The organism is Pseudoclavibacter sp. RFBG4 (assembly GCF_002931515.1).
Taxonomy (GTDB): Bacteria; Actinomycetota; Actinomycetes; order Actinomycetales; family Microbacteriaceae; genus Pseudoclavibacter.
Map to the genome: position 1 here is coordinate 472355 of NZ_PSYC01000024.1, position 18913 is coordinate 491267.

Consider the following 18913-nt stretch of genomic DNA (forward strand, 5'->3'; position numbering starts at 1 on the left):
GTCAGCCGCGCGGCTCTAGGCTGACGCAGGTGACGAGCACTCCGAAGACGACGACCGCGAGGGCGCCCGCCCCTGTCGCTGCGCTGCGGATCGCCGTCGGGCTCGTCATCATCGGACTGCTCGGGTTCACCTACGCGGGCCGAATCGAGGTCGGCGACGACAACCCGTTCGACTTCTTCGGCTACTTCACGAATCAGACGAGCCTGTTCACGAGCCTGCTCCTCATCGTCGCCGGCGCCCTCTCGGTACGCGGGCGCACGGCACCGCCCTGGCTCGCCGTGCTGCGTGCGATCGCCACGAGCTGCATGATCATCGTCGGGGTGATCTACAACACCCTCGTCCCCGGAACGGGCTCCGCACCTCCCTGGGTGAGCGCCATCCTGCACGTGGTCTTCCCCGCCTACGTGGTCCTCGACTGGCTGATCGTCGGAGATCGCCGCCCACTCCCGTGGCGCGAGCTCTGGCTGGTGCTCCCCTACCCGCTCCTGTGGATGCTCGTCGTGCTGCTGCGAGGCGCGGCTGACGGATGGGTGCCTTACGGCTTCCTGCTGCCCGAGCGCGGCATCGCTCTCCTGGCGCTCCACGTCGTGGGCCTCCTCGTCGCCCTCGTCGCAGCCGCGTCGCTCGTCTGGTGGGCCTCGCGATTCCGCGGCCTCCCTCGGGCGACGGTTCAGCACTGAATCACGGCGACGATCCGTGCCGGGCTCTGATCTACGGGTTCTCCGTCGCGAATGTCATCCGCTCGTCGCTTTCCGGTCATCCTCTGGACCGAGTCAGATGGTTCCAGAGCGGGTCGTAGCGGGCACCTTCAGCTGACAGCTTTGAACCCATGCCAACTTCTCTCGAGCGCCCCGCGGCTGCCCCTGGGCCAGCTGCCTCGCAACAGCGCCTCTTCGCATTCGACACCGCACGTTTCATTGCCATCGTCGGAATGGTGGCCTCGCACGTCAGCCTGATTCCTGTGCCAGGTCTGAACCTGCTCATCGACGGGCCACCTTCGACACTGTTCGCCGTCCTCGGCGGGGCCAGCGCCGTTCTCGCATCACGAGGCCGCGTCTCGCGTTCCGGTCGACTCGGCGCCGCCACCGCCCTTGTCGTTCGCGGCCTGCTCCTCCTGACTCTCGGGTTCGTGCTGCAGTTCGTGTCAGGGCCGATCGTGGTGGTGCTCGTCCCGTTCGGAGTGACTCTGGTCCTGCTCGCACCACTGCTATGGGTGCCGACCCGATGGCTCCTGAGCATCACCGTCGGACTCGCGGTGGCCGGTCCGATCGCGAACCATGCTCTTCGCTCAGCGCTTGCACTCGAGTCCGTCGGGGAGCTCTCCTTCGACTCGCCGTGGGCATTTCTGCACTCCGTCACGTTCACGGGGACGTATCCGGCTGTCACCTGGCTCACGTACGCGCTCATCGGGGTCGTCGGAGCGCGGGCCATACTCGCTGCGCGCGCGGCGGGGACCAGTGCTGCACTCGGGCGGAGGCTCGCTGTCTGGGGCATCGGTGCCTCCGTCGCCGCGACCGTGATCTCACCCCTCGCGGTACAGCTCCTCACGGTGCCGCGCCTCGGCGAACTGGGCATGGACGCCCTGACCGTCCAGCTGTTCGGCCTGAGCTCAGGCTTCGGTGCCCCCATCGGCGGCGGCCTTGAGGCGATCTTGACCGCGGCGCCGCACAGCGGCTCGACGGGCGACATAGTGCGCACGGCCGGTCTCGCGCTCACCGTCGTGGGGCTCCTGGTCCGTCGAGAGGCGATGGCCGGTGTGTCAGCAAGTCTCCCCGCGCGCATCATCCGGGCCGGCGGTGCCGCGCCCCTGACGCTGTACGTTGCCCACATCCTGTCGATCGGGCTTCTGTATGCGATCACGATGGGCGCTGCCGCTGCAGACAGCGGTGCCACCTGGCTGGTCGTTGGACTTCCCGCTTTCGCTCTCCAGCTGGCGATCCTCGGCACCATCAGCTTCGTGCTGGCGGCCTCGGCTCGCCGCGGTCCGCTCGAGACCTGCCTTTCGACCGTGTCGCTTCGCGTCGCAAGCGCCACCCTCGCGGTCGCACGAGCCCGGTGAGCGAGCGGGAGACCGCGGTCGGTCAGAGCAGCCGAGCCACGGCGTCGACCATCGCCTGGCCGAGACCCACGAGGCGGGTCCCGAACTGGATGCACTGCTCGAGGGTGCGCAGAGCGACGTCGGGGACGAAGAGCAACAGGATTCCGAACGTGGCCGCGAGCGTGACGGCGGTGACGGCCAGCAGGAAGCCGGCCGCGGCGAGGCGGGGATAGCGCAGCGACGAGGTCACGGTCGTCGGCTGCGTCCACCAGGGAGTCGCGCGGCGCGAGCTCGGCGAGCGCTTCGCACGCGTCGCAGTCCGCGCGGACGAGGTCTGTCGTCGGGGCGGCTGGCTCCGCTTCGCTGTGGTCGAGCCGACACGGGGTGGGCGGGCCTTCCCGCGACCTGCCCGCGGGGTCGTTCGGACGCGCTTCGCGCCGCCCGCTCCGGGGCTGCGACGCTTGTTCGACGACGGGCGGGCCACAGGCGCTCCTCCGTGTTGGGGAGCCATCAATCTATCCCCTCGGATCGGCCCGAACGGCTACGTTCAGGTCACGGTTCCCAGGCCGCGCAGTTGGCCCTGTCGTCGTCGTGCCGAGGCCCGGCGTGCACGGCTCTGCCAGACCAGACCAGACCAGACCGGGCCAGGTCTGAGCCGCCACTTGGCAATGCGCTGATCCCCCTCTCAGATTAAGTTGTGCACAACTCAATTGTGTGCAATGCTTGGCGCATGCCGGTAACCGATGAGATGATCTGCTTCTCCCTCTACGCCGCAAGCCGCGCCACGACGCAGGCCTACCGCAAGCTGCTCGAGCCAGTCGGAATCACGTATCCGCAGTACCTCGTGCTCGTGAGCCTCTGGAACGACGGCGAGCAGTCGGTGAGCTCCCTCGGGGAGCTCCTGCAGCTCGACTCCGGCACCCTCTCACCGCTTCTGAAGCGCATGGCGGACGCTGGACTCATCACCCGCGAACGACGTCGAGGTGACGAACGAGTCGTCGTGGTCGCACTCGCCGAGCGCGGCACCGCACTGCGCGGACAGCTCTCGCACATCCCGGCCCGCATCGCCGCGGGGACCGGCCTCGACAGCCAGGAATCGGCGGCGGCGCTCCTGCGCACGCTGCAGCACCTGACTTTGACCATGCAAGCCACCGCCGCACGGGCGGAATCACAAGGAAAGAAGGACTAGCTGTGGACGTGCTCTACACCGCGGAAGCGCTCTCGACCGGCCAGGGACGAGACGGTCGCGTCGTCACGAGCGACGGCACCGTCGACCTCACGATGGCCATCCCCAAGGAGATGGGCGGACCAGGCGGCGGGGCGAACCCCGAGCAGCTCTTCGCCGCGGGATACGCGGCCTGCTTCCACTCTGCACTGAACGCCGTCGCCAGGGGCAAGAAGGTCGACGTTCGAGACTCGAGTGTCGGCGGCCGAGTGCAGATCGGGCCGAACGGTGAAGGCGGATTCCAGCTCGCCGTGCTGCTGGAGGTCGTGATTCCGAATCTGGGACACGACGAAGCACAGGCACTCGCCGACGCCGCCCACCAGGTCTGCCCTTACTCGAACGCCACCCGCGGCAACATCGACGTCACGATCACAGTCTCGGAGGACTGAACATGCGCACCATCACCCACTCCACTTTCGGAGAACCCCAGGACGTCCTGACCGTCGAGGATCACGAGCTTCCGCAGCCCGGCCCCGGCGAGGTGCGCCTGCGGATCCTGCTCTCCCCCATCCACAACCACGACCTCTGGACCGTGCGCGGAACTTACGGCTTCAAGCCGGAACTGCCAGCGCGGGCCGGAACCGAGGCCGTCGGTATCGTCGACGCGCTCGGCCCCGAGGTCGATTCGCTGACTGTCGGTCAGCGGGTCGCCACTGGGGGTTCGTTCGGCGCTTGGGCCGAGTACGTGACCACCCCGGCTGCCGGCCTCGTCCCGGTGCCGGATTCCGTGCCGGACGAAGCGGCCGCGCAGCTTGTCGCGATGCCTTTCAGCGCCATCAGCCTGCTCGAGTCGCTTGGCCTCGAGCGCGGCGACTGGCTCGTGCAGAACGCCGCGAATGGCGCGGTCGGCCGCATGGTCGCGCAGCTCGGAGCCGCGCGAGGCGTGAACGTCATCGGCCTCGTGCGCCGTGACGAGGGCGTCGAGGAGCTGCGCGAGCAGGGCATCGAGCGCATCGTCGCGACCAGCTCCGAAGGCTGGCGGGACCGGGTCGCCGAGATCACGGGCGGCGCACCCATCAAGGTCGGCATCGAGTCGGTGGGCGGCAAGTCCGCCGGCGAGGTGCTCTCGCTCCTCGCCGAGAACGGCGAGCTCGTCGTCTTCGGCGCCATGGCGTCCAACACGCTCGAACTGTCCTCCGGTGATGTCATCTTCAAGCAGGCCACGGTGCGCGGATTCTGGGGCAGCAAGGTCAGCCAGTCCATCGACGCCGGCCTCAAGCAGCGCCTGTTCGGGGAGCTGCTCCAGCACCTCGGATCTGGTCAGCTGACGGTTCCCGTAGCCGCGGTGTTCCCGTTCGAGCAGATCACGGATGCGGTCGAGGCGAGCCTCACCTCCGGCCGTGTCGGCAAGGTGCTGCTCCGCCCGTAGCTTCAGCCGACCCCCTGCCCCGTCCCACGAATTGTGGGGCGGGGCTCTCGTCGTCCGGGCGCAGCTTCGCTCTCCGGACTCATTCAAACGACGCGGGCATGCTTGAGGCATGTCGAAACTCTCACAGCTCCTCACGCCGAAGCTCCCGCCGGGGATGAGCATCCCGGAGCCCCTCGAACGGGCCTGGACGTGGATGGAAGCCCAGGGGTGGGGCTTCGAGAACAGGCACGGCTACTTCCTGACTCCGTACGCCGGAACGGCAGAGCTTGGCATCGTCTTCTCCCCCACCGAGACGCTCACCGGCTGGTTCGAGCCAGGAGAGAACGGACACGACCGACTGTTCCCCCTCGGCCAGACCGACGGGACCGGAGGCTTCGCGGCGCTCTGGCGAGACCCCTCTGACCAAGTGCGCGTGGTCGTCCTCGGCTCCGAGGGCGAGCGACTCTTCGTCGCTGACGACGCCATCGACTTCCTCCGCCTCCTGGCCATCGGCTACCTGGAGCTGAACAGCTACTCCATCGGCGAAGCACCCATCGACGACGACGCGGAGTCGGTGGCTGCGCTCGCAGAGTTCCGCGCCTGGGTCGAGCAGGAACTCGACGTCTCCGTGCCACCGAAGTGGTCGGTTCGCGAGCCGGATCCCTTCGACGCCTGGGTCGGTGAGGTCAAGGGCGAGGAGCTGGAAGTCCCGGTCGGGGGTCCCGCATCGGAGCCGGACACCACCCCGTTCGTCCTGCCATCCGTGGACATCGATGCGGTTGTCTCGGCCTGCAGGAAGCTGCTCCACGAGCCGCGCATCGACGGCATCCGCTTCCGCCGACTCGATGGACTGCGGCTGACAACCGCGGCATGGGGGCACGAACTGGAGATCATCAAGGAGCGGGAGCCGACCGGGCTCGACGAAGAGACGGCCCTCGCCAGCCTGATGAGTGACGTGCGGTCCGCGTTCATGGCGGCATGGGGCGCCCCACGGGGTGAAGCGCCAGCGAAGGACTCCTGGGTGGCGAACAAGCTGGTGGTGACGTCGATCGAGCACGTCGACCTCTGGCCAGCAGGCGACGACCTCTTCGTGGCGTTGTTCACGAGCGCAACGGAGGGCCTGCAGATCGCCGCGGCCGTCTCTGCGTCTGCGGTCGACGAGCCCGCGGACTACTGACGCCCGATGTCTGAGCTCACCTATGCGGAGGTCGGCGCAACCGCCGAGAAGAGGCTGCCGAGCGGCTACCACCACGTCCGCGAGTCGCTCGTCATCGGGCACGGGCGCGGCACGTTCGAGCGGGCAGCCACCGCACTGCTCGAAGGACAGGCGCAGCGCCGAGCAGGAGCCGACGTTCAGCTCTCGGATGTCCCGCTTCGCGAGGGCACGCGCGTGGTCATGCGGTTGCGCATCGGGCCGCTGCGGTTCCGAATCCCCTGCCTCGTCGTCTGGGCTGAGCGCACCTCGACCTCCTGCGGCTTCGCATACGGGACGCTGCCCGGACATCCGGAACGGGGTGAGGAACGGTTCGAGGTCCGCTTGACCGAGACGGATGAGGTTGTGTTCAGCATCGCCGCGTTCTCGGCTCCGGGGCGCTGGTTCACACGCGTCGGCGGACCGCTCGCCCGGCGTGTGCAGACAAGGATGACGCGGCGGTACCTCGAGGCCCTGAGGAGTCGCCCGTGACAGCATGGGCAGATGTCACGCACTTCGAAGGCACTCACCCTCGCTGGCGCTGCGCTCCTGCTCGGAGCGACCTCCGCGTGCTCCGCCGCAGGATCCACCTACGCCGACCTCGACGAGGCCCCGCCGGCTGACAAGACGGTACCCGCCGACCTCCCCGGGTATGCCCTTGACGAGTTCGAAGCCGACACCATTCGGTGGGTCGGCGACTACGCCGGTACCGACCTCTGGTTGAGCGCTGGATCCGACGACCTCGCGGTCTGCCTGCTCGCCTACGCGAACGCAGACGACTGGGTCGGCGGATGCGCCGGGTCCGGCGGCACGATGACGACGGGTACCGGCGGCGGACCCACGTTCTTCGTCGTCCCGGACGGGCACGATGCGCCGGGCCACGCGGCCCAGGTCTCGAACAACGTCTACGCGGTCGGCGGCTGAGACGAGAGACCGGCATTATCGACACCGAGTGAAGGCAGGACTCCTGCGAGCGAGGCTCGCCTCTCCGGTCAGGGCGTCAGCGACCCTCACTGATCCTGCGGAATCCCAAAGCGCTCCCTCACCTCGGGAATGTGCCACGGAGTGCTCGCGATCTCATCACGCAGCGTCTTCCGTGGTCGCCCCTTGCGATTGACGAGCACCTCGAGGTCGATCGTCGACGACTCGGTGATCGCGTCGATGACAGCGCCCACCCCGGAGAGCGACGCCATCCCCGAGTCGATCATGACGAGCAGTGGCGGCCCCTGGCGTTTCGACACCGCATTCGGGTCGGCACCGCCCGCGATGAGTCGGCCGACGAGCACCGTTTCTGTGGCGAGGTCGTGCTCTCGGTTCGAGAAGAGCAGGTGCAACGCGTTGAGCCCCGAACCGAGCATGACCGCTGCATCCGCGCCATCGTCGAGGAGCCGTTCCGCGATGCCGACACGGGCGAGCAGATCGGCGTTCAGCATCGCTCGAAGGAGCGGAGTGTCGCCGGTAGACAACGCGAACTTCGCCTCGACGGGGGTGTAATCCGCGAGGAAGTCGGCGAGCGATTCTTCCTCGGCGCGGTGTGCTCGATTCGGCATGATCTTCTCCTGAGCGGTTGTTGCCCATGCAGGTCGGTGCCACCCTAACGAAGGCCGGAAGGCAAGGACTGAAGGAGTGCCGACGATTCTCGAGCGCCGGCGGACACGTCGGTTCTCGCCACGATGCCCCATCTTCTCTAGGCTGAGAGCATGCGCCGAAGTCCAGAAGCGAGTTCTCGACGAAGCGTCGGAGCATGTCCTCATGTCTTGATCGCGTTGCTCTCAGCAGCGGTTGCGCTGACCGGATGCGCGTCGGTGACACCCGTCGAGAATCAGGAAACAGACTCCGCACCTCCGCCGTCGTCTTCGCTCGGATCCCCGGCCCACTCGGCCGAGTGGGCCTCCGAGACCTTCGGAACGTTCGATGAGTTCACGTCGAGCGGCACCGGCGAGTTGCGCGTCGAGCTGCCCGCCGAGGTCTCCGAGGCGCGTTCCGGCATCATCGACGTCGCCTATGACGGCGGCGCACCCCTGACGCTGTGGTCCGAGGACTCCGAGGGCGCGCTTGGGATGATCCTGCTCGACACGAGCATCGAGGGCTACACCGCAGATGCGTCTTCCTTCAACGGTCAGACGATGTGGTGGGCGGCGAACGAGCCGCCCTCGGCACTGCTCGTCGAAGCCGACGGAGCCTGGGAGGTCACCGTTCGTCCCATCGACTCTGCGCCTCAGCTCCCCGAATCCGGGACAGGGTACGGCGCGTATCTCTACGACGGCCAGGGCGGCGCGTTCACGGGTGTGAAGCCGGACACCGGGGTCGGCATGTCGATGACGGAGTACCGCTCGGGCGCCGACGGCATCGGCGGTGGAGAGACACCGTATGAGGCTGTCAGCGAGCAACGCAGGGATGTCGACTTCCGAGGCGAGCTCGCGGCCGGCCCTTCGCTGATCTTCGTCTCCCAGCGGGGCGAGTGGGAACTCGAACTGCCATGATCTGACCGCGATAGAGTCTGCCCATGCTTGAGGCGCTCACTCTTCGCAAGATCCAAGTCGGCGATCGAGTCGCTTGGTCGGAGATGTTCGACTCGTATCGACAAACGGCTGGCTACGATCCGGATGCCAGCATCAACGCGGTCGTGTGGTCCTGGATCTCCGCCGAGCAGGCCTCGCAGGCAATCGTGGTCGAGGACGATGAGGAGCTCCTCGGGTTCGCGCACTACCGCCGCTTCCCACGCCCGATCCTTGGAGACGAGGGCATCTACCTGGATGATCTCTTCACCCGGCCTGAAGCCAGAGGACGCGGCGTCGCACGATTGATGTTGACCCACCTCTCGGCGCAGCTGGAGACGGGGGCGTTCTCCGTGCTCCGGTGGACGACAAAGCCAGGAAACGACCCAGCTCGACGCCTCTACGAGCAATTCGGCGCGCTCTCGGAATCGATCACCTACAACGCGACCCCGCACAGCGGTGAGACGACTCCGAGCTAGGGCCGCACTGGGGCGTCCGGCGGCGCTACCCGAGGAATGCTTGGATGATGAGCGCGATCGCCGCGCCGAGGATGCACAGACCGACCACCCCGCCAGCAGTCCAGAGCCCGATCAGGACCGACCTGCTGAGTCCCGGTTTCAAACCGAGCTGCTGCCCGATCGCTCTGATGCGAGCCCGTTCCTCCTCGGGACTGAACGCCACCTCGAATCCACCGGGCGCGACGCCGAGCTGGATCACGCGGCCGTACTTGACCCGACCCGACTGGTAGGACATCGAGAAGCCGAGTCGAGGGACCATTCCCGACACTCCGGCGCTCCAGCTGATCCGACGCAGGGTGTCGTTGATGCTGAACTTCCCCGTGCGCTCGTTCACTCGAACGTTGTACGTGATGCTGTCGCGGACATCGTTGACCGCGAGGATGCTCACCCACCGGGCATCGGCGAGTGCGAAGCCGACGTCGAAGCCACCTGGCACTCGGACGACCGAGAAGGGCTTGTCGGCGAGTTCGGCTTCGACGAGCCCGGCGAAACGTTCCGTGATGTGCACCGGCTCAGCATAGGCCTGACAGCATCGCTGCAAGCGGCAGCACTGGGCCCAGTCAGAGCGTGATGATGAAGACGGTGATCACGGTGACGAGCAGCACCGCGGCGATACCGGCTCCGCATCCGATCGCTGCGATCGCCCCGTAGCCGAGCCGTGAGACGCGCGCTCCTGACTGTCGTGCGGCATCGAGGAACTGCGGACCTCCGCCCACATTCCACGAGTTGGCAGCAGAGATCTGGTTCCGGAGAGCTCCGACGTCGGCTGCGGCGCCCGCAACCGGGCGGTCGAGGACGGCCGCGACGGCCCCGGCCGTGCTGTACCCGAGCGCGCGAGTCACGGCATCGGGGTCAGCGAGGAGCAGGTACTGCTGCCCGCCGACGGAGAGGCGGATCTTCTGCGCGGTCGACCTGACGCTCACCTCCGCTGCTGGCGCGCGAAACACAACCGTCCACCCATCTGGCGTGAGAGCCCAGAGCGTCACCCAGCCGTCACTGACCTCCACGTTTCCTGGCACGTACCCGTTCCCTGCCGGGTTGACGAGGGCGCCGGAGAATGTGGCTCGAATGAACGGCATCTGAAAGGTCATCTCCACATATTAGTGAGTGAGCACTCACAGCTGACAGTGCCCCGCGGCAAGCGCCAAACGCTTCAGCTCTCGCGAGTTCGAGCTTGGTCGGATCGCGGCGAGGACTGCCTGGACACCACCGCTTGTGCTGACCGACATCGCCATGCGACGTCCGGACCTGCACCCCAGCGTCGCTTCGGACCCGGGGGCGATGCCGGAGCTGCCTCAATGTTTGAACGGTGGGCGGCCAGCGGTCGACCACAACCGCTGGCGCCCCGGCGGGCACATCTCGCGATGAGCCCCTCGTGGCCCCGCTCGACTGGCTGGAGGACCAGGACGCCAGGATGGCGGACCCTAGCCTCAGCGTGCACTCCGCCGTGAGCGTCTCCGATGCCCAGGCCCGTCAAGTGAATGCGAGCGGGACTATCAGCGAAGGCATCGTCGACGCGGCCGGAAACGGATTCATCGGGCGTCAGGCGGTCCGCGAGCCGGGCAGCCAGTACGAACGCGCCCCTCGGATAGCGGGTGTGCCGCCTGCTTGAGGCTTGTTCTCACACAGTGTGATCGGCTGCAGAAGCGGGTGCCACACCTGCTCTCCGGCCCAGCGCATTCTTCGTGCTCGCCAGCGAGCGCTCCGGTGCCAGCGAAGACTGCGGGTCGCGAATGCCCCCGCGCTTCGCCTGGTGAGCGTGGGGGCTCACAGCGTGCGCGGAGGCATTCGACTTGGGGAAGACGCTCACTAACCCCCTGAAGGAAGGCGACTAGCGGACGTAGTACACGTCGCCCGCGCTGATGCGCACGTTGTTGCCTGTATCCGTATCGACGGTTCCCGTTGGGGCTGTGATTCGGGCGCTGAGACCGCCCTGCTGCCGCTCGGCGCTAATGTCGGCGATATTGAACGCGATCTGGATCATGAAATCCGATCCCGATGGGATAGGGCGATTGATCGTGAAGACCCGATTCATTGACCCACCGCTGGATCCGGAAGGGCCCGAGAAGGTCAACGCCCCACCTGTCATAGTGGAGCTGTTGATTCCAAGTTCCGCGGTACCGGATTGGAATGCGGAGATGTCGATGTACGCACCTGATGCGGGATAAACGACAATAGAGATAGTGAGTGTCGACCCTGCTGGCATCGTTTCCGGACCGTTATTGCGAACGTAGATGCGCGTGTTGTAGGCGCTGTTGTCCTGGTAGATAGCCGAATTTGTCGACGTTCCGGTCGCTTCATAGCGCAAGGGAGACTGATCGTAGGGTTGCGTCGCGCTGCCTCCCGAGCTCACACGCGTGACCGTGGGATCTACGCGAGGCTCCTGGGATGCGGATGCGAGCGGAGAGGAGATGGCCGAGACCAGGATCGGCACGGACCAAGCCCCTGCTGTCACGATGTTGCGCCTGGAGAGATGCGCGTCTGAAGGCTGATGCGGGGTTTCACATGGGTTCATGCGGGAAAAGTAACAACGCGGAGGGCGCAGAAGTGCTTTTCGACGCAGAGATGCGGAATTTTGCTGGTTGTCTGCGTTTTCGTGTCACCAGCGGTCCACTCGCGTGCCAGTTCAGGACATCGAACCGTACTGACATCAGCTCACGCGCGTCTGTCTACGCTCTTTGGTGATTCACTCGCTCGACGTCCCCACGGAACGGCAAAGAAGCGGGCGGTCCATTTTGCGCAAGAGATCGTCGCCTATCCGCAGTCTGGATATCTCCCGTCGCATTCCGGCGCAGATCTCCCCAGGATGAACAGCAGTTCCGAATGCGCACGTGCCGCTGTCACGCGAGCTGCGTCCCCACGACTCGAGAAAAGCGAGAGAACACATGACAGGTGATGCAAAAGACCATGACCGGCGCAGCATTCTGCGCGGGGCAGCATGGAGCGGGCGCCGGGGGCGGTGCGGGCTCCACCGTCGCTGGCGGCCAGGGGGGGGGCGAATTCCAGTGGGCGCATCACGCTGCCCACCGACGCCACGGTCGCGCAGGGTACCTGCGGCATCGTGGTCGGGCAGGGCGGCGAGGTGAAGACAGACGGCACCACGGCCACCGGTGGAGCTGGGTACGGCAGTGAGGGTAACTCGGCGCCCGGCCCCCGCGACAACCCTGGTGGCCCTGCGGGCGCTGGTGTCGGTGGCAACACACTCCTGCTCGGAGCGCTCGGTGGAACTCCGCACGTCGCCTCCGGCGGAGGAGGCGGTTCCGCCTTACGAGAGACTGTTCAAGGCTCGACGCAGCAGACGACCGTGAATCAGGCACAGGACACGACGACTGGATTCAACCACGGGACAGCCAACGCGCGTAGCTCCGCCCCCAACGGGCGTGTCGGCGCGGTCGGGAGCGTGAATTCCACCGCTCCGGGACTCACGGTAAACCCTGCCACCGCCGCGGACGGCTCTGTCGGAGGCACGCGCGGTGGTACCGCCCGACTGAACAACGCTGGGGGCTCCTTCGCTGCCTCCGCCGGTGGCGAAGGAATGGTCGGGTCGCAGTTCACCGGCACCACCCGTCTCACCATCTCCACCGGCACCGGAGCCGCGGGCTCGTCGTACCGCGTGGCGACTGCCCTCGGCACTCCCATCAGCAACTACGCGCTCGCACCTTCCGGTCTCCTGTCGATTGCGACTCGTGGGCGACCTCAGTCGGGGAGTTCGTCGAGTGCGCGTCGAGGCCTCTCGCGGACGCGGACCCCGACCTCGAGGCCACGACCGATGCGGCGAGAAAGGGCTCCTGTTGACAGTTCGCAGCTCAGCTATATCTTCGCGCTGGCTGGTGAGCGAACCGGCTAGCGGACGTAGTACACGTCGCCCGCGCTGATGCGCACGTTGTTGCCGGTGTTCGTGTCGACGGTTCCCGTAGGTGCTGTGATCCGGGCACTGAGACCACCCTGCCGGTTGCCGGAGTCGATGTCGGCGATGTTGAATGCGATCTGGATCATGAATTCCGATCCCGATGGGATCGGGCGGTTGATGGTGAAGACACGGTTCATCGACCCTCCGCTCGTTCCGGGAGATCCCAGGAAGGTCAATGCTGCGCCGGTCATGGTGGAGCTGTCGAGGCCAAGTTCCGAAGTACCGGATTGGAACGCGGAAATATCGATATAAGCGCCTGATGCGGGATAAACGGCAATCGAAATTGTCAGGGTCGAGCCCGCGGGCATGGTTTCCGGACCGTTGTTGCGAACGTAGATGCGCGTGTTGTAGCCGCTGTTGTCTTGGTAGATCGCGGAATTCGGCGAGGTGCCGGTCGCTTCATAGCGCAACGGAGACTGATCGTACGGTTGCGTCGGGCTACCTCCCGAGCTCACACGCGTGACCGTCGGATCTACGCGAGGCTCCCGGGATGCAGATGCGAGCGGAGAGGAAATGGCCGAGACCAGGACCGGCACCGACCAAGCCCCTGCTGTCACTAGGTTGCGCCTGGACAGATGCGCGCCTGCAGGCTGGCTATCGGTTGCACGTGGGTTCATGCGGAAAAAGTACCAAGCGGCAAACTCCGGAACCGTCGCTTATCGGAAAGGTGCGGAATTCCGTCTGATGTGTGCGTTTTCGGGTCGTGATCGGTGTAGTCGAGGGCCTCATCGCACCGACCCGTTCTGGCTTCAGCCCGCACCCGTTCTCAGCTTCTGCACTCACTCCACAGGCGGCATGCTCAACTTCGATGAAGTCCAAATGCTCCGGCCGTGGTTCGAAACAACAGCAGCGAGCTTGGCTGAACCGAAGATGTCCATCGGGTCGCTCGCCTGCTCAGCGCGCTGACCAGCGACGTCAATCGGACCATTCGGCGAGCGCGCGCCGCAGACCTCGAGCCGAGGCGAATCCCGACCGGGCGGCGACGATCGATGCGGCGAGCGAGGGATCCTGCTTCCAGATGCTCTGCGCGATGGTTGCCCGGCTTCGCCTGATGGCGGAGACGACGGTGTCGCCTTCGTGGTTGTAGCGAACCTGGAGTTTGCGCGTCGAGACCTTGAACCGATCGGCCAGGGAACCTGGGGTGAGGCTGGCGTCAGCGGCGTGCAGGCGGATGTGCCGCAAGGAAGCCTGGTACAGGTCAGGTTCCTGCAGATGTGCCATGCGCGCCAAGAGGCCTCGGGCGAGCGTTGCGGCGGCGTGTTCAATCGTGTCCGCGGTTGCTTTGGACACCGGCGCTGGCGCCTGCGCGAGCCCGTAGCAGGCCGTGAATACGAACGTATTGAGCGTGGGGTCGACGAGCCGTGTGATGCCCTCCACGGGAGAACCAGAATCGCCGCGACCGGCCACGGGCAAGTCGATGCTGAACAGGATGACCTCTGTCCGCTCACCCGCGGCGACGAGCTCGATCGTTGAGCTTCCCGGGGCGACGGCGGACACCTCTCCGCGGGCGAGCGGCACCGTCTGGCCGTCCAACCCGACGTGGACCTGACCGGCGTTCGCGAAGACGAAGAGTGTCCGGGATGCGAGCGGTGTTCCCGTGCGATGCACTCGGTAGCTCGATGCGGTGACGCTCGCCCAGGCGCAGATGAAGGACGGACCCCGGAGCGCGGAGATGCTGTAGCTCTCAACATGTTCCGTGTTGACCAGCGTGATCCCGGTGCTGCTGAGGAGCGCGGCAAAGTGAACAGAGTCTCTTGACTCGCGAGCGTGGAGACGGGCGTACCCGAGTGGGGATGACTGGGGCACGTGGGACTCGTTTCGCTCTCTTGCGCACAGTCCAGCACGTGCGAGTCACGCCCGGCCTGCCCTGTCGCAGGATAGAACCTCACTGTCGCGGGATCGACGGGCCGAGAGCCAGGCTCTGAGCAGAACTGGGAAGTGAATCGCCAAGCACTCTGCGTCCCGATCTCGCCCTGCGCTTGACCCGGACTGGCCCCCCTATCGCCGGTGGTGGCGGGCTACAGCGGAGGGACGATGAATGCCACGCGGAGTGGCGCACCCAGATCCGCGTGGCCTTCATCGATACGCGCTCAGGATCTGTTCCCCAACAACCTGCGAGAGTCCCCCGACTCTCAACGCCGAAGCGTGCGCGATGACAGGCAACTTACGTGGTCTTGCCCCAACCGCTCGGTTGTCAGGCTTAGGCCGACGCCAAATGATCCGAAGTCGGCGCTAAATGACACTGTCCGGCGGATTGAGAGCTGGACCCCCTCACTCCAGGGAGTGCTGCCGATCCGCCCGGTTCCTGGAGTCTCTTGCGATTGCCCATCGGGTGATTCCGACGGCGAGGAAGAATGGCACGCTGCAGAGGGCGAAAACCAGAACTCTCATCCACCATTCCTCAACGAGCGGCACGAGAAAGATGACTGCCAGCACCGACACGAGAGCCACAGCACGGAATATGCCGGCGCGGCGCCCGTTCAGCAAGAGACCCAAGGCGCGGCGCTCTGGGGCTCGCTCCCACGCGTCGACTCCGGCCCTCCAGGCGATGCCTGACGAGTCTGTGCGCTCTGCTCCCAGAGACACCGAAGAGTGAGGTGGCAGGTCTGGGACCGCGTTCTCTGCCCCCGACTCGAGATTCATGCTTCGACGGTACAGGTCGGACGCGCAAACTCGTGGGCCCTGCCGGGATCGAACCGACGACATCCACGGTGAAATTCGGGCGGTTCGGCCAGTCTGCAGCTGAAACCCAGGAACACCCCGCCGAGGTCATCCCGTTCCCGGCCAAGGCGGCTAGCGCATCGTGACGTACAAAGCCAAAGACAAGGCCATGCGGGCGTGGTACCCGGTGACCATGTCACTACTCAACGAATTCGCCATCTACGAGCGGTCCCAGGATCTGGCAGAGACCACCATCAAGAACCGCGAGAGTATCCTCATGACGCTGCAGCAGCAGGCAGGCGCGCCGCTCGACGAGCTCACCGTCAGGGATCTTCGACTGTTCATGGGCCGCGAGGGCGTCTCCCCGAACACACGCGTCACGACACGCACGGTACTGCGGGCCTTCTATTCATGGCTCGTCCTGGACGGGCTGCGCGACGACGATCCGTCGCTGCGGCTCCCGACCGTACGCGCCGTCAAGGGCGAGCCTCGACCGTTCACGACGGCCCAAATCGAGCAGCTCCTCTTCTCCGGCTCTTACACGCGCACCCGCATCATGATCCTGCTCGGCTACCGACAAGGCTTCCGCGCCTCGTCCATCGCCCGCGTTCACGGCCAGGACATCGACCGCGAGTCCGAACTCATCCGGACGATCGGCAAGGGTGGCAAGGATCGGCACCTCCCGCTCGACCCGCTGATCGCTGAGGTCTCGCTCTACATGCCCCAGGACGACTGGTGGTTCAAAGCCCGCGGCGGCCGCCAGGGGCACATCCTGTCCGCGTCCGTGACGAACCTCATCACCCTCGCCAAGAAACGAGCCGGCATCACCGACCCAACCCTCACCCCGCACTCGCTTCGGCACAGCTACGGCACCGAGCTCGCCGAGGCCGGCATCGACTCCCGCGTCATCCAAGAGCTCATGATGCACGAGAGCCTCCAGACGACGCAGATCTACACAGGGATCAGCCTGCGCCGCAAGCAAGAGGCGAAGCACCTCCTGCCACTCGTGCGCGTCCCGGAGCGATCCGGACGAGCACAGGCAACCGTCGCGGCCTAGCCGCCCCTCCCGGGACAACGATGTCCCCAGCATCGGTACTCTGTCACCACCGGCACCCGGGGCCGGTGACACCCAACAAGGAGCCGACCATGCCGACCCCATCACCCCGCCTCGCGATCTCCGCTACGCTCGCCACCCTCGCTCTCGCACTCACTGGGTGCGCCTCCGAAGCGCCCGAGACGACTGCTCCGACCGCAATCACCGAGACCGCGGCACCAGCAGCGACCACCGAGGCAGCCCCTGCAACCCCCGTCACGATGACGGAAGTCCAGACACTCTGCGGAGCCAAGGCAGAAGCCGACTACCCAGGAGCCGTCATCGACTGGACGACCGGCATCACCTCGCAAGAGACCGACCCAGCGACTGGCGCAATCACCGTTGAAGTCGCCGCCGAGATCGTCAGCACAAGCGGGCAGGCCGGATCAACGATCGGATGCTCGGTCGGTGGCAGCCAGGACGCGCCAGAGCTGACCAACTTCTACGCCTACTGAGACGACGAAACCGCCCCCGCCCGGGACTCCATAGAGTCAACCGAGCGGGGGCGTAGTCGTGTGCGCTAGGCGCGATAGGCGGCAGGGATGCCGCCACTCATGAAGGACAGGTACGAGACGATCCCAGCGGCGGTGCCGTTGAGGAGCGCACCGCCGAGAGCGATGCCGGCTGCGACGGCCTGCGCCCCGAGGTCGCCCCAGGTGGCCGCCTGAGCGCCGATCGCGAAGAGTGCGAACGAGGTGCTCGCCGTCTGCGCTCCGGTCCTCAGCCCGGCCTTGACGGCCGCCGTGTGGGTGGCCGAGCGCAGCGGGTCTCGCTCGGCCTGCTCCTGCGCGAGCGCTCGGGTGCGCTCGTCGTGGTCAGCGTGGGATTCGTTCGGTTCAGGGGTGAGACTCATCGTCTTCCTCTCGGGTCTCCGCGAGCTTGTCGAGCTTGCGGTCGGTGGCGTTCTGGTGTTGGCCGATCTTCGCGATCTCCTTGCCCTGGTCGATGAGCTGATCGGAGTGCCGGCCGAGGTCTTTCCGCACCCCGCGAAAGTCGGACGAGACCCCCTCGAAACGGGTCTCAATGTTGTCGTGGAGATCCTTGACGAGCCCGACGATCTGGTCGTGCTTCTCGTCCATGTCGTCACGCATCACGGTCGAGTGCGAGTTCTGCACGTTGTCCTTCACGCCCGCGATGTCCTTCGAGGTGCGGAGCAGCATCGGCCAGACGATGACCGACACTGCCCCGACCTGGAGGAGCGTGACCTCGACGAGCTTCCCGGAGAGCAGGGGCTCGCCGTCCGCGCCGTCGATCGTGCCGAGGGCGAGGACGAACACGGCCACGCCGACCGTGATGACGCCGGTCCACAGGACCGTGCGGTTTCGCTTCTGCGTGTGCGGTGTCGCGCTCGGGTCGTGAACCGTTCGCACCGGGCGCGAAGCGGTGGACGGCTCCCCCATCAGGCGGCGAGACGCTTCGCGAGTTCGGCAGCGACTTCCTTGCCGAGTCCCTCTCGGAGCTGCTTCGCGAGGTCGTCGACGTTGACCTTCACGTCGCCGACCTTGACGTTGCCGATCGCGGAGTAGAGGCCCTGCACGAGGCCGAGGATCGCGGCGTCGTAGGTGTACCCCTGCGGATGCACCTGACCGCCACGGATTGCCTTGACGGTCTGGTAGATCTCTTCCTGCTGGGAGTCGTTGAGTGCCATGAGAAAGCCTGCTTTCTTGTCGGGTGCTGCGGGGTTGTTGAGGATGTCGGACCAGCTCGCGCCGGCCTGAATTGCGTTCTTGATCTGGTTCGCGCGAGCCACAATCGCGGGGATACGAGCCGTGAGGTACGGGCCAGGGCAAGCCGTAGAGCGCACCTGCGAGTGCCAGCCAACCCAGAAGCCCCGCTGCGTGACGCCGGGCTGATTGACCTCGATCGGGTGCGCCGCGCGGGGCGATTCGATCGCGTGATGCGCTGCGATCAACGCGATCTCTTCGAGCGCCTGCTCAGGCACACGCCATTCCGGTTCACCGGTCGTGTTGGCCGCTTCGAGTGCGACGGCGCTCTGGTCGTTGACGTAGAAGGTCGAAGAGGGCGCCTTGTTGGGGTGGACGATGCCGACGACGGTCGCCGACTCGTTGTCGTCGATCGCGTACGTCGGGTGCGAGTCTCGATCGTTCGGACCGATCATGTAGTCGTTGGCGTCGGCGCCTGCGCCGTCCGCCTGGTGATGAATCCACAGGCCGACGACGGCAGCACCTTGCCGGGAACTGCCCCAGCTCGTGTTGGCGACTCGATCCGTGGACGGTGCGAATGTGGACATGGATACCTCCTTGTGTGAGGGCATGAGAAAAGCCCCGCCGAATGGCGTGGCTTGAGAGTTGAGTTAGAGCGCGAGCTAGAACCAGGTGATGACGAATATGACCCCGTCAGCGCCCGCCCCGCCCGCGCCGCGGCCGGGCCGCCCGGGCCGGGCGCCCCCAGGGGGCGCTCGGGCGACCC

The 18913-nt window shown here is 66.2% G+C and carries 23 protein-coding genes; 12 read left to right on the forward strand and 11 right to left on the reverse strand.

Annotated features, from left to right (window positions below; genetic code table 11):
• The first annotated feature begins 29 nt into the window (after window positions 1-29).
• Together C5E10_RS09145 and C5E10_RS09150 are read left to right on the forward strand one after the other, a co-directional pair.
• Window positions 30-680, forward strand: coding sequence for a Pr6Pr family membrane protein (locus C5E10_RS09145; RefSeq protein WP_104331337.1), 651 nt, complete (start codon window positions 30-32; stop codon window positions 678-680).
• A gap of 149 nt (window positions 681-829) precedes the next feature.
• Complete coding sequence (locus tag C5E10_RS09150; protein ID WP_146080213.1) at window positions 830-2059, forward strand: hypothetical protein; 1230 nt, start codon at window positions 830-832, stop codon at window positions 2057-2059.
• Between the two features lie 22 nt (window positions 2060-2081).
• Here C5E10_RS09150 and C5E10_RS18845 read toward each other — a convergent pair whose 3' ends face one another.
• The gene (locus C5E10_RS18845) at window positions 2082-2288 is read right to left on the reverse strand and encodes a hypothetical protein (RefSeq protein WP_146080214.1); all 207 of its coding nucleotides are present in this window, start codon (window positions 2286-2288) and stop codon (window positions 2082-2084) included.
• Window positions 2289-2768: 480 nt separating this feature from the next.
• Between C5E10_RS18845 and C5E10_RS09160 the strand changes: the two genes are divergently transcribed.
• From C5E10_RS09160 to C5E10_RS09185, 6 genes are all read left to right on the forward strand, one after another.
• Window positions 2769-3227, forward strand: a complete 459-nt coding sequence (locus C5E10_RS09160; protein ID WP_181062704.1) for a MarR family winged helix-turn-helix transcriptional regulator — start codon at window positions 2769-2771, stop codon at window positions 3225-3227.
• 2 nt (window positions 3228-3229) lie between these two features.
• Complete coding sequence (locus C5E10_RS09165) at window positions 3230-3652, forward strand: organic hydroperoxide resistance protein (protein ID WP_104331341.1); 423 nt, start codon at window positions 3230-3232, stop codon at window positions 3650-3652.
• Window positions 3653-3654: 2 nt separating this feature from the next.
• Entirely contained in the window at window positions 3655-4632 is a 978-nt protein-coding gene (locus C5E10_RS09170; RefSeq protein ID WP_104331342.1) for a zinc-binding dehydrogenase, read from the forward strand.
• Between the two features lie 109 nt (window positions 4633-4741).
• Window positions 4742-5788: a hypothetical protein gene (locus tag C5E10_RS19135; protein ID WP_181062705.1), complete on the forward strand. Its 1047-nt coding sequence runs from the start codon at window positions 4742-4744 to the stop codon at window positions 5786-5788.
• Window positions 5789-5794: 6 nt separating this feature from the next.
• Window positions 5795-6295: a DUF1990 family protein gene (locus C5E10_RS09180; RefSeq protein ID WP_104331343.1), complete on the forward strand. Its 501-nt coding sequence runs from the start codon at window positions 5795-5797 to the stop codon at window positions 6293-6295.
• Between the two features lie 12 nt (window positions 6296-6307).
• A complete protein-coding gene (locus tag C5E10_RS09185; protein ID WP_104331344.1) occupies window positions 6308-6727 on the forward strand; it encodes a hypothetical protein in 420 nt (139 codons plus the stop codon).
• Between the two features lie 86 nt (window positions 6728-6813).
• Here the strand turns inward: C5E10_RS09185 and C5E10_RS09190 are convergent, their stop codons facing one another.
• A complete protein-coding gene (locus tag C5E10_RS09190; RefSeq protein WP_104331345.1) occupies window positions 6814-7353 on the reverse strand; it encodes a hypothetical protein in 540 nt (179 codons plus the stop codon).
• Between the two features lie 207 nt (window positions 7354-7560).
• Between C5E10_RS09190 and C5E10_RS09195 the strand changes: the two genes are divergently transcribed.
• Complete coding sequence (locus tag C5E10_RS09195) at window positions 7561-8286, forward strand: hypothetical protein (RefSeq protein WP_104331346.1); 726 nt, start codon at window positions 7561-7563, stop codon at window positions 8284-8286.
• 23 nt (window positions 8287-8309) lie between these two features.
• On the forward strand, window positions 8310-8780 hold the full coding sequence (locus C5E10_RS09200) for a GNAT family N-acetyltransferase (protein ID WP_104331347.1): 471 nt from the start codon (window positions 8310-8312) through the stop codon (window positions 8778-8780).
• Between the two features lie 25 nt (window positions 8781-8805).
• Here C5E10_RS09200 and C5E10_RS09205 read toward each other — a convergent pair whose 3' ends face one another.
• The 6 genes from C5E10_RS09205 to C5E10_RS09230 all read right to left on the reverse strand — a co-directional run bounded on the left by C5E10_RS09205 (window position 8806) and on the right by C5E10_RS09230 (window position 15372).
• Window positions 8806-9327, reverse strand: a complete 522-nt coding sequence (locus C5E10_RS09205) for a hypothetical protein (RefSeq protein ID WP_104331348.1) — start codon at window positions 9325-9327, stop codon at window positions 8806-8808.
• Window positions 9328-9379: 52 nt separating this feature from the next.
• Window positions 9380-9910, reverse strand: a complete 531-nt coding sequence (locus C5E10_RS09210; protein ID WP_146080215.1) for a hypothetical protein — start codon at window positions 9908-9910, stop codon at window positions 9380-9382.
• Window positions 9911-10650: 740 nt separating this feature from the next.
• Window positions 10651-11127 (reverse strand): hypothetical protein, encoded by a 477-nt coding sequence (locus C5E10_RS18850; protein WP_146080216.1) that lies wholly within the window; start codon window positions 11125-11127, stop codon window positions 10651-10653.
• A gap of 1535 nt (window positions 11128-12662) precedes the next feature.
• Entirely contained in the window at window positions 12663-13139 is a 477-nt protein-coding gene (locus tag C5E10_RS18855) for a hypothetical protein (protein ID WP_146080217.1), read from the reverse strand.
• Between the two features lie 505 nt (window positions 13140-13644).
• Entirely contained in the window at window positions 13645-14226 is a 582-nt protein-coding gene (locus C5E10_RS09225) for a hypothetical protein (RefSeq protein ID WP_146080218.1), read from the reverse strand.
• Between the two features lie 774 nt (window positions 14227-15000).
• Window positions 15001-15372 (reverse strand): hypothetical protein, encoded by a 372-nt coding sequence (locus C5E10_RS09230; protein ID WP_104331353.1) that lies wholly within the window; start codon window positions 15370-15372, stop codon window positions 15001-15003.
• 160 nt (window positions 15373-15532) lie between these two features.
• Here C5E10_RS09230 and C5E10_RS09235 point away from each other — a divergent pair, with 160 nt between their 5' ends.
• Both C5E10_RS09235 and C5E10_RS09240 read left to right on the forward strand, forming a co-directional pair.
• A complete protein-coding gene (locus tag C5E10_RS09235) occupies window positions 15533-16447 on the forward strand; it encodes a tyrosine-type recombinase/integrase (RefSeq protein ID WP_146080219.1) in 915 nt (304 codons plus the stop codon).
• A gap of 89 nt (window positions 16448-16536) precedes the next feature.
• A complete protein-coding gene (locus C5E10_RS09240; protein ID WP_104331355.1) occupies window positions 16537-16938 on the forward strand; it encodes a hypothetical protein in 402 nt (133 codons plus the stop codon).
• Window positions 16939-17003: 65 nt separating this feature from the next.
• Here C5E10_RS09240 and C5E10_RS09245 read toward each other — a convergent pair whose 3' ends face one another.
• From C5E10_RS09245 to C5E10_RS09255, 3 genes are read right to left on the reverse strand one after another with little or no spacing between them, the layout of a single operon-like run.
• Complete coding sequence (locus C5E10_RS09245; RefSeq protein WP_104331356.1) at window positions 17004-17336, reverse strand: hypothetical protein; 333 nt, start codon at window positions 17334-17336, stop codon at window positions 17004-17006.
• A complete protein-coding gene (locus tag C5E10_RS09250) occupies window positions 17320-17853 on the reverse strand; it encodes a hypothetical protein (protein ID WP_181062706.1) in 534 nt (177 codons plus the stop codon). Before C5E10_RS09250 ends, C5E10_RS09245 begins: the two co-directional genes overlap by 17 nt.
• Before the next feature lie 29 nt (window positions 17854-17882).
• Window positions 17883-18734 (reverse strand): hypothetical protein, encoded by an 852-nt coding sequence (locus tag C5E10_RS09255; RefSeq protein ID WP_104331358.1) that lies wholly within the window; start codon window positions 18732-18734, stop codon window positions 17883-17885.
• Between the last annotated feature and the right edge of the window lie 179 nt (window positions 18735-18913).

Coding starts and splice junctions, on each gene's coding strand:
- C5E10_RS09160 (WP_181062704.1), top strand. CDS start 2,769: ATGCCGGTAACCGATGAGATGATCTGCTTCTCCCTCTACGCCGCAAGC.
- C5E10_RS09230 (WP_104331353.1), bottom strand. CDS start 15,372: ATGAATCTCGAGTCGGGGGCAGAGAACGCGGTCCCAGACCTGCCACCT.
- C5E10_RS09185 (WP_104331344.1), top strand. CDS start 6,308: ATGTCACGCACTTCGAAGGCACTCACCCTCGCTGGCGCTGCGCTCCTG.
- C5E10_RS09210 (WP_146080215.1), bottom strand. CDS start 9,910: ATGACCTTTCAGATGCCGTTCATTCGAGCCACATTCTCCGGCGCCCTC.
- C5E10_RS09150 (WP_146080213.1), top strand. CDS start 830: ATGCCAACTTCTCTCGAGCGCCCCGCGGCTGCCCCTGGGCCAGCTGCC.
- C5E10_RS09170 (WP_104331342.1), top strand. CDS start 3,655: ATGCGCACCATCACCCACTCCACTTTCGGAGAACCCCAGGACGTCCTG.
- C5E10_RS19135 (WP_181062705.1), top strand. CDS start 4,742: ATGTCGAAACTCTCACAGCTCCTCACGCCGAAGCTCCCGCCGGGGATG.
- C5E10_RS09180 (WP_104331343.1), top strand. CDS start 5,795: ATGTCTGAGCTCACCTATGCGGAGGTCGGCGCAACCGCCGAGAAGAGG.
- C5E10_RS09240 (WP_104331355.1), top strand. CDS start 16,537: ATGCCGACCCCATCACCCCGCCTCGCGATCTCCGCTACGCTCGCCACC.
- C5E10_RS09255 (WP_104331358.1), bottom strand. CDS start 18,734: ATGTCCACATTCGCACCGTCCACGGATCGAGTCGCCAACACGAGCTGG.
- C5E10_RS09245 (WP_104331356.1), bottom strand. CDS start 17,336: ATGAGTCTCACCCCTGAACCGAACGAATCCCACGCTGACCACGACGAG.
- C5E10_RS09200 (WP_104331347.1), top strand. CDS start 8,310: ATGCTTGAGGCGCTCACTCTTCGCAAGATCCAAGTCGGCGATCGAGTC.
- C5E10_RS09190 (WP_104331345.1), bottom strand. CDS start 7,353: ATGCCGAATCGAGCACACCGCGCCGAGGAAGAATCGCTCGCCGACTTC.